Source organism: Bacillus sp. FDAARGOS_1420, from assembly GCF_019344915.1.
In the GTDB taxonomy this organism is placed as follows: Bacteria; Bacillota; Bacilli; order Bacillales; family Bacillaceae_G; genus Bacillus_A; species Bacillus_A mycoides.
Window position 1 is genome coordinate 3,493,518 of sequence record NZ_JAHWJB010000002.1, and the last position, 14,689, is coordinate 3,508,206.

Below are 14,689 nucleotides of genomic sequence, written 5' to 3' on the forward strand. Positions count from 1 at the left end.
TACAAAATTAAGTTGTGCACAACTTAAAAATACAAGGAGTTGCCTATGAAAGAAAATCCTTTGCATCTAGATAACCAACTTTGTTTTTCTATTTACGCTTGTTCTAGAGAGGTTACCCGCTTTTACCGCCCCTATTTAGAAGAAATGGGCATTACGTATCCCCAGTACATTACTTTACTCGTACTCTGGGAACAAGACGGACTAACAGTGAAAGAAATTGGAGAACGTCTATTTTTAGATTCTGGTACTTTAACACCTATGTTAAAACGGATGGAATCATTAAAACTTGTACAACGTGTTCGTTCAAAAGAAGACGAGCGAAAAGTTTGTATTGAATTAACAGAACAAGGTAAAGATTTAAAAGAAATAGCTTGTTCATTACCAACAACGATGGCTACAAATTTAGGAATTACAGAGCAAGAATATCATTCTTTATTAATCCAATTAAACACATTAATTGAAACAATGAAAAAAATTAATGACAGAAAAGGGGAATAAACATGGATAAATTATATACTGCTTTAGTAACAGCAACAGGTGGAAGAAACGGTAAGGTAGTTTCAGATGATGGCATATTAAATCTTGATGTAAAAATGCCAAAAGCACTAGGTGGCGCAGGCGGAGAAGCAACAAATCCAGAACAATTATTTGCAGCTGGTTATGCGGCTTGCTTTGATAGTGCATTGCAACTTGTAATTCGTACAAAACGTATGAAGGTGGAAAGTACAGAAGTGACTGCACACGTTTCTATCGGTAAAGATACAGATGGTGGTTTCGGACTATCTGCTGTACTTGACGTACATGTTGCTGGTGTTTCTCATGCCGAAGCACAAGAACTTGTAGAAGCCGCTCACGGTGTATGTCCTTACTCTAAAGCAACAAGAGGAAATATTGAAGTTACATTAAACGTACGCTAAAAGTTTAGTGAATAAAAAAAACGCGCGACATTCGTCACGCGTTTTTTGTTTTTGTCATTTTATGAATTGCTTTCCATGCTTCTTCTTTTCCAAGTCCTGTTTCAGAAGAGAATAGAACGATTTCATCGCCAATTTCAACAGCAAGCGTTTCTTTTACAACTTTTAAATGCTTTTGCCATTTCCCTTTCGGAATTTTATCGGCTTTCGTTGCAATAATAATTGTTGGGATTTCATAATGCTTTAAGAAATCATACATCATAATGTCATCTTTTGTTGGTTGGTGACGTAAATCAACTACTAATACAGCTGCGTCTAATTGCGTACGTGTTGTAAAGTAAGTCTCAATCATTCTGCCCCATGCCGCGCGCTCTGTTTTAGATACTTTCGCATATCCATAACCTGGAACGTCAACAAAATGCATCATTTCATTGATTAAGAAAAAGTTCAGCGTTTGCGTTTTTCCTGGTTTAGAAGAAATACGTACTAACTTTTTACGATTTAAAATTTTATTAATAAAGGAAGACTTCCCGACATTAGAACGACCTGCTAAGGCGATTTCTGGTAAATCACTGTCTGGATATTGTTCCGGTTTAACGGCACTAATTACAATATCTGCTTTTGTTACTTTCATTGTTTCACTCCTACTAATGCGTGCTCCAATACTTCGTCTAAATGAGATGCAAGCACAAACGTAAGGTTTTCTTTTACGCTCTCTGGAATATCATCTAAATCTTTCTCATTTTCCGCCGGTAAAATAATTTTTGTTAATCCCGCGCGGTGAGCACTTAATGTTTTTTCTTTCAAACCACCAATCGGTAATACACGACCACGAAGTGTAATTTCACCTGTCATACCAACTTCTTTACTTACAGGAATACCTGTTAGTGCAGAAATAAGTGCCGTTGCCATCGTAATACCTGCTGACGGTCCATCTTTTGGAACTGCTCCTTCTGGAACATGAATATGAATATCGTTTTTCTCATGGAAATCCGGATCAATATGAAGTTCTTCTGCACGAGAACGAATATAGCTAAACGCGGCTTGTGCGGATTCTTTCATAACATCCCCAAGTTTCCCTGTTAAAATTAATTTCCCTTTTCCTGGCGCTACAGACACTTCAATTGCAAGTGTATCGCCGCCCGCTGCTGTGTAAGCTAAACCTGTTGCCATACCAACTTGGTCTGTTTTTTCAGCTTGACCATAACGGAATATATGCTTACCAAGTAAATCAACAATATTTTTCTCTGTTACAACAATGCGCTTGCGTTCTGCTGTAACGATAATTTTTGCTGCTTTACGGCAAACTTTTGCAATTTGACGCTCTAACGTACGAACACCAGCCTCGCGTGTATAATAACGAATAATTTCAAGAAGCGCTTCATCACGTACTTGCAAATTACCTTTTCGCAAACCGTGCTCTTTTAATTGTTTCGGCAATAAATGCTCACGAGCAATATGCACCTTTTCAAGTTCTGTATAACCAGCAATTGAAATGATTTCCATACGGTCAAGCAATGGGCCCGGAACACTTGCAAGTGTATTAGCAGTTGCAACGAACATAACTTTCGATAAATCATATGGCTCTTCAATGTAATGATCACTGAAGTTATGGTTTTGTTCTGGATCTAACACTTCAAGTAACGCCGCTGATGGGTCTCCCCTGAAATCGTTAGACATTTTATCAATCTCATCTAATAAGAAGACTGGATTAACTGTTTTCGCCTTTTTCATACCTTGAATAATACGTCCTGGCATCGCTCCTACATATGTACGACGGTGACCACGAATTTCAGATTCATCACGCACACCACCAAGAGAAACACGTACAAAATTACGATTTAACGATGTTGCAATAGAACGTGCTAACGAAGTTTTCCCAACCCCAGGAGGTCCTACTAGACAAAGAATTGGTCCTTTTAATGAATTCGTTAACTTCTGTACAGCTAAATATTCAAGTACTCGCTCTTTCACTTTTTCAAGACCGTAATGATCTTTATTTAAAATTTCTTCCGAATGAGCGAGGTCAATCATATCCTCTGTTGCTGTTGTCCATGGGAGAGCTAATAACCAATCAATATAATTACGAATGACACCACTCTCAGCAGAACTTACAGGTAATTTTTCATAACGATCTAATTCTTTCAGTGCAGCCTGCATTGTTTCTTCAGGCATTCCCGACTGTTCAATTTTCTCACGAAGTTCTTCAACTTCCCCGCCCTTACCTTCTTTATCACCAAGTTCAGTTTGAATTGCCTTCATTTGCTCACGTAAGAAATATTCTTTTTGCGTGCGCTCCATTGAACGTTTCACTTTTTGTCCAATTTTCTTTTCTAGGCTAAGTAACTCTTGTTCATCTTGAATAATTGAAATAAGTGTATGTAGTCGTTCTTTCACAGATACAATCTCTAAAATCTCTTGTTTCTGCTTCGTTTTAATCGGTAAGTGAGAAGCAATTAAATCAGCTAGTCTTCCCGGTTCTTCTACATCAGCTACCGTTGCAAATGTTTCATTTGAAACTTTTTTCGAAACTTTAATATATTGTTCGAAATGCTCCAGTAACGTACGCATAAGAGCCTTCTCTTCTAAATCATCTTCTACTTCTTCCGTTACCGTTTTAATAGAAACTTGCACTATATTTTCTTCTTCGATAAACTCTACTACTTCTGCTCTATGTAAACCTTCTACAAGGACACGAAGCGTACCGTTCGGCAATTTTAACATTTGCTTCACTTTCGCCACTGTACCTACACTATATATGTCATCTTCTTTCGGATCGTCGATATTCATTTCTTTTTGCATTGCTAAAAAGATGATATTTTCATCCATTGCCGCCTGCTCTAGTGCTTGTATCGATTTATCACGTCCTACATCAAGATGCAGAACCATCGTTGGATATACGAGAATGCCTCTTAATGGTAGGAGGGGCACAATTCTTTCATTCGTATTCATACTAGACATAGCACCTCCATAATAAATTAAACTCCTGTTCAACTATTTTATATTACAATACATCTAGATGCAATTGCAGAGATTCTTCGCAATTGTTAATCCCTTGTTTTTTTGTGCCTCACGAAAAGAAAAAAGACTCCGCTTAAGCATACAAACTTAAACGAAGTCTGGCAAATTTTTATTATTGTATATTCTCACATTGATTGTGCATCTGTTTCGTCCAAATCATTATGTGCATCAAGCTCACGATGCATATTTTCCTGCATAAATGTTAATTCAAATACTTCTTTTAATTTACGAACAGGAATGATCTCAATTCCCTTTATTGTATACAAAAATGGTTGCATGTTTTCAGCCGGAATGATGACTTTCTTAGCTCCCGCTTTTTTCGCAGCTTTTATTTTTGCGTACACACCACCAATAGGCTTCACTTCTCCGTGGATACTTATCTCACCTGTCATCGCTACTTCATTATTCACATACGTACGATGCACTGCTGAATAGACACCTGTTGCCATAGCAATACCTGCTGAAGGACCATCAATCGGGATACCACCAGGAAAATTAATATGTATATCATACCCTTCTGGCAACACATCTAGAGAACGAAGTACTGTTAACACATTATCAACAGAGCCTTTCGCCATACTTTTGCGACGAATCGATTTCGTTTGATTTCCAATACTTTCCTCTTCTACAATTCCAGTGACATTTACTGATCCTTTATCTTTCGCAGGAATAGCTGTTACCTCAATTTCTAATAACGCACCTGTATTCGGCCCATATACAGCAAGCCCGTTCACAAGACCGATTCTCGGAATTGGATAAATACGTTTTTCGTACTTTGGTGTAAGCTGACTAGAATGAACAACCCATTCAATATCTTCATCTTTAATGAAAGGTCGTTCTTCATTTATCGCCATACCAGCAGAAATTTGCACGAGATTAATTGCTTCTCGCCCATTTCTTGCATACATTCCAATCATTTCGATACCGTTCTCACCTACTTGCATCTCCACTTTGTCAGCTGCATTTTTCGCTACTTTTTGAATTTCTTCTGTATCTAACTCACGGAAGAACACTTCTAAACAACGCGACCTAATTGCAGGAGGAATTTCCTCCGGTGAACGTGTCGTTGCACCAACTAAGCGAAAATCTGCCGGTAAACCTTTTTGAAAAATATCATGTATATACGTTGGAATCATCGAATTTTCTTCACTATAATACGCACTTTCCAAAAACACTTTCCGATCTTCTAACACTTTTAGCATTTTATTCATTTGAATTGGATGTAATTCACCAATCTCATCAATGAACAAAATACCACCATGCGCATCTGTTACAGCCCCTTTTTTCGGTTGCGGGATACCCGCTTGTCCCATTGCACCTGCTCCTTGATAAATAGGATCATGCACTGAACCAATTAATGGATCCGCAATACCACGCTCATCAAACCTAGCTGTCGTCGCATCAAGTTCGATAAATGTTGCATTTGTACGAAATGGAGATTTCGGATTTCGTTTCGCTTCTTCTAATACAAGGCGTGCTGCCGCTGTCTTTCCGACACCTGGCGGACCGTATATGATCACATGTTGCGGATTAGGACCACAAAGAGCCGCTTTTAACGACTTAATCCCGTCTTCTTGCCCTACAATGTCTATAAAAGATGTAGGACGTACCTTTTCCGCAAGCGGCTCTGTTAAAGAAACCTCACGCATTTTACGAAGCTGCTCTAATTCTTTTTTTGATTCTCGATCAATTGAAACTTTTTGTGTTCGCTGATTTCGAAGTAAATGCCAAAAATACAATCCGACAATTACGCCAAAAACAAGTTGAACAAGTAAAAATATATTTGTCCAGCTCATAATTCATTTCCTCCCGCTATGTTTTACCTTTTAGTATTTCCTGGGAGGAATAGTGCTAAACATAAAGAAAAACAGCAATTATAAAAATTGCTGTTTCTTCTTCGCATTATGCAGATGTTTTTGTATCAAGTACAGTACCGTCTTGTAACACCAATTTCGGTGGTTCATTATCAGCTACTGTTTCTTTCGTAAGAATACACTTCTCGATATCTTTGCGAGATGGAAGTTCGAACATTACATCAAGCATCAAGCCTTCAATAATAGAACGAAGTCCACGAGCACCTGTTTTACGTTCAATTGCTTTTTTCGCAATCTCAACTAGTGCACCTTCTTCAAACTCTAACTCAACATCGTCAAGCTCCAACAATTTTTGGAATTGCTTAACAAGTGCATTTTTCGGTTTAGTTAAAATATCTACAAGAGCATCTTCATCAAGCGGCTCTAGGTTCGCAATAACTGGAAGACGACCGATAAACTCCGGAATTAAACCGAATCTTAAAAGATCCTCTGGTAAAACGTGAGATAAAACATGCTTCTCATTTACATCAGCATTTTTCTTCTCAGCACCAAATCCAATTACTTTCTCACCAAGGCGACGTTTAATAATAGGCTCGATGCCATCAAACGCTCCACCACAAATGAATAGGATGTTCGTTGTATCAATTTGAATAAACTCTTGATGCGGGTGCTTACGACCACCTTGAGGTGGAACGCTTGCTACAGTACCTTCTAAAATTTTCAGAAGTGCCTGCTGTACACCTTCACCAGATACATCACGTGTAATTGATGGATTTTCGGACTTACGTGCCACTTTATCAATCTCATCAATATAAATAATTCCTTTTTCCGCTTTTTCTACATCGTAATCAGCCGCTTGAATTAGTTTTAGTAAGATGTTTTCTACATCTTCCCCAACGTATCCAGCTTCTGTTAAAGATGTTGCGTCCGCGATTGCAAATGGAACATTTAAAATACGCGCTAATGTTTGTGCCAATAATGTTTTACCACTACCAGTTGGCCCAATAAGTGAAATATTACTCTTCGCTAATTCTACATCATCAATTTTGCTGTTAGAATTAATGCGTTTGTAATGGTTATATACCGCTACCGCTAGTGCTTTTTTCGCGTTATCTTGTCCGATGACATACTCATCTAAGATTTCACGAATTTCTACCGGTTTCGGTACATCTTTGAATTCTACTTCTTCGTCCTTCGCAAGCTCCTCTTGTACAATTTCAGTACAAAGCTCGATACACTCGTCACAAATGTAAACACCTGGACCTGCAACTAACTTTCGAACTTGCGTTTGTGTTTTACCACAGAAAGAACATTTTAATTGACCTTTTTCATCATTAAATTTAAACATATTTTCACACCCCTTACAAAGTGCTAACCTCTTGCCTTCGTATGTACACGATAAATGTATCGTATGTAAATACATATTATGTCACTACGTAGCGAGAAATACAAATAATATGACTAGTTATGTACAAATAAAAAAATTTTAAAACTTTTGAAATATGTATATTCGACTTACAAAGGTACTTTTCCTTCTTCATCGAAAAGTTTTATAAATATATTTCTATATTTATAAAACAAGGCACGATTAAAATCGCGCCTTGTTATTTTATTATGCAGCGTTGTCTACTAAGAAGTCTACAGCTTTACGCACTTTAAGATCTTCAGATAAAGCGTCTACGCTTCCAAGAGCTTGCTTGATAGCGTCTACTGGCATACCGTACATTTCAGCCATTTTTTCAACTTCTGCAGTTACTTCTTCTTCAGTAACTTCGATGTTTTCAGCTTCAATGATAGCTTCAAGAACAAGATTGATTCTTACACGTTTTTGTGCGTCCTCTTTCATTTGCTCTTTTAATTTGTCAGCGTCAGTACCTGTGAATTGGTAGTAAAGCTCAAGGTTCATACCTTGTTGGCTTAAACGTTGCTCGAATTCACGAACCATACGATCTAACTCAGTGTCGATCATAGCTTCTGGAATGTCGATTTCAGCGTTAGCAGCAGCTAATTCTACTACTTCGTCACGTACTTTGTGCTCAGCTTCGTGCTTTTTGCCTTCTTCTAAGTTTGTACGAAGTTTTGTTTTTAATTCATCAAGAGTTGCAACTTCTTCGTCAGCATCTTTAGCGAACTCGTCGTTTAACTCAGGAAGTTCTTTTGTTTTGATTTCGTGAATTGTTACTTTGAATGTTGCTGGTTTACCAGCTAATTCAGCAGCATGGTACTCTTCTGGGAATGATACTTCAACTTCTTTAGAATCACCAGATTTAAGACCAATTACTTGCTCTTCGAAACCTGGGATGAAAGTACCAGAACCGATTGCAAGAGAATAGTTTTCGCCTTTTCCGCCTTCAAATGCTTCGCCATCAACGAAACCTTCGAAGTCGATTACAGCTGTATCACCATCTGCAGCAGTTCCTTCTTCTTTAACAACTAGTTCAGCTTGACGCTCTTGTAAAGCTTTTACTTCGTTCTCTACATCCTCGTCAGTTACAGTTGTTTCAACTTTTTCTACTGCTAAACCTTTGTAATCACCTAATTTAACTTCAGGTTTTACAGTAACTTTTGCAGTGAAAATTAAGTTTTGGCCTTTTTCGAATTTCTCGATGTCAATCTCAGGATGAGCAACTGGGAAGATACCAGCTTCATCGATTGCTTCACCGTATGCTTTTGGTAAGATGATATCTAAAGCATCTTGGTATAAAGATTCAATACCAAAGCGTTGTTCGAATAATGGACGAGGCATTTTCCCTTTACGGAAACCTGGTACATTAATTGTTTTTACTACTTTTTTGAATGCAGCGTCGATAGAGTTATTTACTTCTTTAGCATCAACTTCGATTGTTAAAACGCCAACGTTACCTTCTAATTTTTCCCATTTTGTAGACATTTATTCTTTCCCTCCAACTATAATAATGTATGCACATACCTTTATAGATCAAAATTTTTATTATCTCTTTCTTGAAATAACAAATGTACAAATAACCCTCTAGCAAAAAGCTTTCAGATACAATGTTCCAATCTACTAATTGTCTAAAAGACAACTACGGTATATTTTGTTCGAGACTAATATGAAACATATTAAGTAAGAGAATTATACTTCTCTTCTCTTACAAACAGGCAGATTTCTGCCTTTTGCAACCCTTACATTATAACATAGAATGTGCTCGTTTCAATAACTGAACGATTCTTTTTCATAATTATACGGGCAAATACCCTTCTCTTTCAATGCGCAGTAACCATTGATAGGCAATATGAAATTCCTCAAACTCAATATTGTATGCTGTCATAAGTTCTTCTTCATCAATAGCCAATCCGAAACGCTTTCTTCCAATTCTCTCTAAGACAGCAGCCCAAATTTCTACTTTATCCATTAATAGAGGGAACGGAAAAACGCTAATTTGTAATTCTTTCCAGTATGTAACCATCGTACTAAATATATCTGGATAATTTTGCTCTAATCGGTTTGAGAATTTATGTATAATTTTATCGGATTGCTCCTCATTATGACCTGTAAATGCTGGAATCACCTTTATCGTATTTCCAAACTTCTCTACTTCTATCTCTTCTTCTATTTGATTTTCTACCATTTTATACAAAATAGAAGTTTTTAAATAAGGATGCTGATCTTCGTCTATTAAAAATTTCTTTAAAGTAGGAAGTGCGAGATCCAGGTCTTTTAACGAAAGTTTCTGGATCACTCTTAGCTTTTGACCAAAGTTTTCTCCAAAAAGCCCATCGGTAAATTCTTCTAATTCAAAATTCGAATCCACTAGCGGTTTATCTTCTTCATTCAGCATCCCTTGCGCAAACAAAGCAAGCTGCGCCAATTTTTCCTTTTGCTCAGGAATTATATCTTTCGTTTGCAAAACTTCCTCAACAGTTTCAATGACACCTTCATAATCATTTGTTTGAACTAAAATAGTTACATACGTTTCAAGAATATCACCAAATAATACAGCTCCTGTTTCAAGCAACTGCTCACATTTTTCTTTCGCTTCTTCCATACGTTTTAATTCTAGCAAACAAATAACGGAAGCTAATTCTGTTTGTTCCGTTTCTGCATTATACTGACGTAATATTTCAAAGCAGCGCAATGCATCTTCGAATTCCCGCTCTTTCAACGCTAAAAAACCTTTATCAATATAGCGTTCTGATAGTTGCGGAAACAATACGACCGTATTTTCTTTTTTATCCATACGTCCGCCTCTTTTTCTAGATTTTAATGATCTTCAAAGTAAATATATCAAATGCGTAATGAGAACACAACATTCCAAAATCATTTATTTGAAATATAGGAATATTCTATTTTCATAACAAAAAAAACAACAAACTTCTAAATGAAATTCATTTTTCACAAACAAAAACCCTCAGCAACAGACGGCAGAGGGTTCATCATTAATGGAAAGCTTTTATAATTGTGGGGTATATAACAAGGGTAATAATTTGGAGAACAATAATTGCCATAACAATCATGCTAAAATAGAAGATTGGTTTACTTCGCTTCATTAAAAACATAATAATGAGCATCGTACAAGCAAACAAACTTAAAAAGAACAAACTCGTTGTCGAACTGAGTATACCACTCGGGACAAAGAACAATAAAACTACACTACAAGTACCTATAATTCCAAATAACCATTCCATTCATTCACTCATTCCCTTTCCCTCTCATGGCAGTTTTTTCTACGCTACTAAATGTTTTACAACATCAATTACATATGTTAACTTTTCATACGCCACAAACCCAAAAGCTACTGTTAAACCCGTTACGATTAATCCTTTCATCATCTCTTCCTCCTCATTTATCGTTGTTATCTTCATTATATAGGATTAGTAATTTGTTACCATCGAACTTCCTTACACTTACCTTACAGAGTTGTAAGATTTCAAAAATAGATTTAAAATCATGTTAATATATTTTTGTACAATTAAGAATTTAATTTACAAGGGGGATTATATATGTTCAAAAAAATGGCAGCTGACGTTTTAGGATTAAGCGATGTAGGTTCCGTTATCACACCAAAAGATTACGATAAGGTCGATGCTGATGATTACGTAATGCATGAAGATGGGGAGAAAATTTACTTTCTTATTAAATCTAAATCAGATGAATATTGTTTCACAAACAAAGGATTAATTCACCTAGATGGTACAAGTGCCACAAGCAAAAAACGTACATTACGCCGCTTTAGCTATAGTAAATATCAAATTAAAAACGTAGCACTTGAAACTGCAGGAACGATTGATTTAGATGTAGAAATTAAATTTCAAATGGGAGATGAGCATTACTCAATTGATGTTCATAAAAAACATATTGAAGAATTAAAAGATTTATATAAGGCTCTTCTTAAAATCGAAGAAATTTCATACGACAACGATATTACATTGCAGTATGCGCATAAAAGTTTAGATATGGCATCTAACACTTTTAGCCGTATTTCAAATGCACAAGTAAATTTAGCAGAACAGTTTAAAGAGATGAACGAGATCGCCTTTAACTGGCTCGTTGATACGAAAAAGCAATATAACGTGAAAGATTACGGTTTTGTCTTTGAAAAATTTATTAATAACTAATTTAAAACAAACAAAAAACCTTGTTATCAAAAGATAACAAGGTTTTGTTAGCGTCCCAGGAGAGATTCGAACTCCCGACCGTACGCTTAGAAGGCGTATGCTCTATCCGGCTGAGCTACTGGGACATGGAGCGGGTGAAGAGAATCGAACTCTCGACCAGAGCTTGGAAGGCTCTTGTTTTACCACTAAACTACACCCGCATATGTTATTTTATTTTTCTTCGTTAGCGCCGTTGCCCTATCGACAATATTTATTATATTCATAACTACTTATAAAGTCAACACTTTTTTAAAAGAGGATAATTTTTCTTATCCTCTTTTAAAAATTGCTTGTTCCACCAGCTGTCCATCTAATGTTTCAAAACGAACTTCTATATGATTTTCATCCATTTCTAATAAAGCGAATGTTTTTTCCACACGAGAGCGCGGGAGCAAAATACTTCCTGGATTAATAAATAAAATCCCAGCAATTAATTCTGCCCCTAATATATGAGAATGTCCAAAGCATGCTACTTGCGCTCCTACTTCTCCTGCATGGTACGCTAACGTTTGTAACGTCATTTTCACATTATGACGATGACCGTGTACAACTAAGAAACGAATTCTATCTACATCAGTTACAATTTCATCTTGAAAGTTAGCATAATCACAATTCCCTTTTACAACTTGGAAACCTTGTAGCTCTTCGTGAGCAGGCGTTAGCTCTGAATCACCACAATGAATCATGATATCTACTTTCCCTTCGTAATTCTCTTTTAACTGCTGTAATTCCTTCACAGAGCTATGACTATCGCTTACGATTAAAGCTTTCATCAATCTCTCTCCCTTATTCTTCTAAAAACCATTCTGGGATTTTTTCTTCTAATTTACGAAGAGCGCGTCCGCGGTGACTAATCGCATTTTTCTCATCCGAATTTAGCTCAGCCATCGATTTTTTATATTCTTCTACATAAAAAATCGGATCGTATCCGAAACCATTTTCCCCGCGGCGCTGTTCTAGAATTTTCCCTTCGCACGTTCCGTTTACAATAACCGGCTCTTTATCCACTTCAGGGAAAGCAACTGCTAGCGCACAGTAAAAACGAGCTGTACGTTTTTCTAAATCGAAGTCAGTTAACCCTTGTAACACCTTATCTATATTCGCCTGATCATCTTTCGGCTCCCCAGCAAAACGAGCTGAATACACACCTGGTTTCCCGTTTAAGGCATCTACAATAAGACCAGAGTCATCCGCAATTACGATGGAATTCAACTGTCTACTAAGACTGTCCGCCTTTAAAATTGCATTTTCTTCAAATGTTTCACCAGTTTCTTCGACTTCTTCAATATGAGGAAAATCGTGTAAAGATTTCACTTCTAAGTCAAATCTCTCAAATAACTCAGCAAACTCACGTACTTTCCCAAGATTTTTCGTCGCTACAACAACTTGCTTCATATTTTCCACCTCTACTCTATATGAGATACGATGTCACCTAATGCTTCTTTTTGCTTTTCAACAAGTTGGAAAATCCCTTGTTCAGCAGCATCAAGTAATTCATTTAATTCAGCTCTGCTAAACGTCGCTTCTTCTCCAGTTCCTTGCACTTCAACAAACTGACCTTTTCCAGTCATAATAACGTTCATATCAACGTCTGCTTTAGAATCTTCAGCATAATTTAAATCTAAAACAACACCTTGTTCTTCAACAACACCTACTGACGTTGCCGCTAAATAATCTTTCACCGGAATTTTAGATACTTTGTCTGCTTGCAATAATTTTTCAAAAGCTAATACCATCGCTACATAAGCACCTGTAATAGAAGCTGTTCTCGTTCCGCCATCCGCTTGAATTACATCACAGTCAATCCAAACCGTTCTTTCGCCAAGCGCTTCTAAATCAACAACCGCACGCAATGCTCGTCCAATTAAACGCTGGATCTCCATTGTGCGCCCTGTTACTTTCCCTTTACTTGACTCCCTGATTGTACGTTGCTCTGTCGCACGTGGAATCATTGAATATTCTGCTGTTACCCAGCCTTTTCCTTCTCCGCGCATAAACGGCGGTACACGCTCTTCAATTGTCGCTGAACAAATTACCTTTGTATCCCCAACTTCAATTAGTACTGATCCCTCTGGATGTTTTAAATAATTTGTATGAATATGTATATGGCGTAGCTCTGCTTTTCCTCTACCATCTACTCGCATAAAAATAACCCCCTCATAAATACTCTCATTAGTATAGCCAAATTTAAATGTACGATATGTATAACAATAAAAGAAGGGGAACTCAAAAAGCAATTCCCCTTTCTTACATAAGTATATCAAATTATTCGCGATTAAAAACTACCTGTATTCACGTTTTGTGGACGATTAACAGGTTTTATTAACTTTTCACCTTTCTCATCCATAAGATTTGCTTTCCCATTCACTTCAATAGAAACATTTTTCACACCTTGTTTTTCCGTTAAAGATAAGACTAACGATTTCAACACATAATTTGAAATCATATTTTTGTCTGGGTTCACAAATATATTTTCATTAAAGTTTAATGTAATATTTCCGTCCTTCACTTTCGGATTCGTAATAAGCTTAGCTCCTGGATTAAAATCATTTAGTAGCGATCCTTGAATCGGACCTTTTACAAGCTCATCCACAATTGCCGAGTAATCATTTTCTTTTCCTTCTGCAACGCGCCTTGTTACCGGTACGTAATATTGCTGCTTATTATTTTGCGCCATAAAGTAAAGTGTAACCGGTTTTGTATGCGTCACATCTGCTACTTGTTCATCATCAAAGTTAATTCCATTCGCACGACTTACACCTTCACCAAGCGGTGTACCCGCAACAGGCATCTTCGCTAATTTTTCACCATTTATTTGGAACTGCACTTGTTTTATTTCTGTAAATTGAGTCAAAGTCCACGCTACTGATTCAACAATTTGACGTTCTTCTTCTTTTGAATAATTTTTCATTTCTTTAGAGAAATCAATTACTGCTGTCCCGCCTTTTTTCAAATTCAAGGTCATCGTCGTATTCGCTGGAAGGACTGCTCGAAATCCATTTGGCAATAAATTTGTAACTGGTCCATCTTTCACAAGATACTCTAACGTTTGCTGTACAACTTCATTCGCTTTCGGAGTAGGCATTGCAATAGTTTGCGGTACGACATATCCATTTTTATCAACGAGGTATAACTCTCTATTTACTGTTTGCTCTTGTTTATCTTTTTTAGCAGTTTCTTTCTTTTCACCTTCTGTATACGTAACTTTTTTTGGCGGATCAATTTGTTCTGTCGCTTTCTCTTGATTTAACAAGCCACACCCTGATAATAAAATCGCACTCACAGTAGCACCAACAACCCATTTAAAAGTGGATTTAGGCATGC

At 36.9% G+C, this 14,689-nt stretch carries 14 protein-coding genes and 2 tRNA genes; 3 read left to right on the plus strand and 13 right to left on the minus strand.

Features of this window, described 5'->3' with window-relative positions:
- Positions 1-45: 45 nt before the first annotated feature.
- On the plus strand, positions 46-498 hold the full coding sequence (locus tag I6L50_RS28145; RefSeq protein ID WP_002015350.1) for a MarR family winged helix-turn-helix transcriptional regulator: 453 nt from the start codon (positions 46-48) through the stop codon (positions 496-498).
- Positions 499-500: 2 nt separating this feature from the next.
- Complete coding sequence (locus I6L50_RS28150) at positions 501-917, plus strand: organic hydroperoxide resistance protein (protein WP_219303601.1); 417 nt, start codon at positions 501-503, stop codon at positions 915-917.
- 34 nt (positions 918-951) lie between these two features.
- Here the strand turns inward: I6L50_RS28150 and yihA are convergent, their stop codons facing one another.
- The 7 genes from yihA to I6L50_RS28185 all read right to left on the minus strand — a co-directional run bounded on the left by yihA (position 952) and on the right by I6L50_RS28185 (position 10,396).
- Positions 952-1,548 carry a ribosome biogenesis GTP-binding protein YihA/YsxC gene (yihA, locus tag I6L50_RS28155; protein ID WP_002088829.1) on the minus strand — a complete coding sequence of 199 codons (597 nt, stop codon included), beginning with the start codon at positions 1,546-1,548 and terminating at the stop codon, positions 952-954.
- Entirely contained in the window at positions 1,545-3,875 is a 2,331-nt protein-coding gene (lon, locus tag I6L50_RS28160) for an endopeptidase La (protein WP_219303602.1), read from the minus strand. The genes yihA and lon overlap by 4 nt, the downstream gene beginning before the upstream one ends.
- Positions 3,876-4,060: 185 nt before the next feature.
- A complete protein-coding gene (lonB, locus tag I6L50_RS28165) occupies positions 4,061-5,731 on the minus strand; it encodes an ATP-dependent protease LonB (RefSeq protein WP_002034202.1) in 1,671 nt (556 codons plus the stop codon).
- A 106-nt stretch (positions 5,732-5,837) separates the two neighbouring features.
- Positions 5,838-7,097, minus strand: a complete 1,260-nt coding sequence (gene clpX / locus I6L50_RS28170) for an ATP-dependent protease ATP-binding subunit ClpX (RefSeq protein WP_000472285.1) — start codon at positions 7,095-7,097, stop codon at positions 5,838-5,840.
- Positions 7,098-7,361: 264 nt separating this feature from the next.
- On the minus strand, positions 7,362-8,639 hold the full coding sequence (gene tig, locus I6L50_RS28175) for a trigger factor (RefSeq protein WP_002034203.1): 1,278 nt from the start codon (positions 8,637-8,639) through the stop codon (positions 7,362-7,364).
- Positions 8,640-8,949: 310 nt separating this feature from the next.
- Positions 8,950-9,948 (minus strand): hypothetical protein, encoded by a 999-nt coding sequence (locus I6L50_RS28180; protein ID WP_002067360.1) that lies wholly within the window; start codon positions 9,946-9,948, stop codon positions 8,950-8,952.
- A 199-nt stretch (positions 9,949-10,147) separates the two neighbouring features.
- A complete protein-coding gene (locus tag I6L50_RS28185) occupies positions 10,148-10,396 on the minus strand; it encodes a hypothetical protein (RefSeq protein ID WP_001983650.1) in 249 nt (82 codons plus the stop codon).
- Between the two features lie 315 nt (positions 10,397-10,711).
- On the opposite strand from I6L50_RS28185, the gene I6L50_RS28190 reads away from it, so the two are divergent.
- Positions 10,712-11,326, plus strand: coding sequence for a PH domain-containing protein (locus tag I6L50_RS28190; RefSeq protein WP_000473870.1), 615 nt, complete (start codon positions 10,712-10,714; stop codon positions 11,324-11,326).
- Positions 11,327-11,377: 51 nt separating this feature from the next.
- On the opposite strand, the gene I6L50_RS28195 is transcribed toward I6L50_RS28190, so the two are convergent.
- The 6 genes from I6L50_RS28195 to I6L50_RS28220 all read right to left on the minus strand — a co-directional run bounded on the left by I6L50_RS28195 (position 11,378) and on the right by I6L50_RS28220 (position 14,687).
- Positions 11,378-11,451 (minus strand) — tRNA-Arg (locus tag I6L50_RS28195).
- Between the two features lies 1 nt (position 11,452).
- Positions 11,453-11,526 (minus strand) — tRNA-Gly (locus I6L50_RS28200).
- A gap of 108 nt (positions 11,527-11,634) precedes the next feature.
- Complete coding sequence (locus tag I6L50_RS28205) at positions 11,635-12,138, minus strand: metallophosphoesterase (RefSeq protein ID WP_219303603.1); 504 nt, start codon at positions 12,136-12,138, stop codon at positions 11,635-11,637.
- 13 nt (positions 12,139-12,151) lie between these two features.
- Positions 12,152-12,760, minus strand: a complete 609-nt coding sequence (locus I6L50_RS28210; RefSeq protein ID WP_113935654.1) for an XTP/dITP diphosphatase — start codon at positions 12,758-12,760, stop codon at positions 12,152-12,154.
- Positions 12,761-12,771: 11 nt separating this feature from the next.
- Positions 12,772-13,509, minus strand: a complete 738-nt coding sequence (rph, locus tag I6L50_RS28215; protein WP_002138500.1) for a ribonuclease PH — start codon at positions 13,507-13,509, stop codon at positions 12,772-12,774.
- 131 nt (positions 13,510-13,640) lie between these two features.
- Entirely contained in the window at positions 13,641-14,687 is a 1,047-nt protein-coding gene (locus I6L50_RS28220) for a GerMN domain-containing protein (RefSeq protein WP_113935655.1), read from the minus strand.
- Positions 14,688-14,689 lie beyond the last annotated feature (2 nt).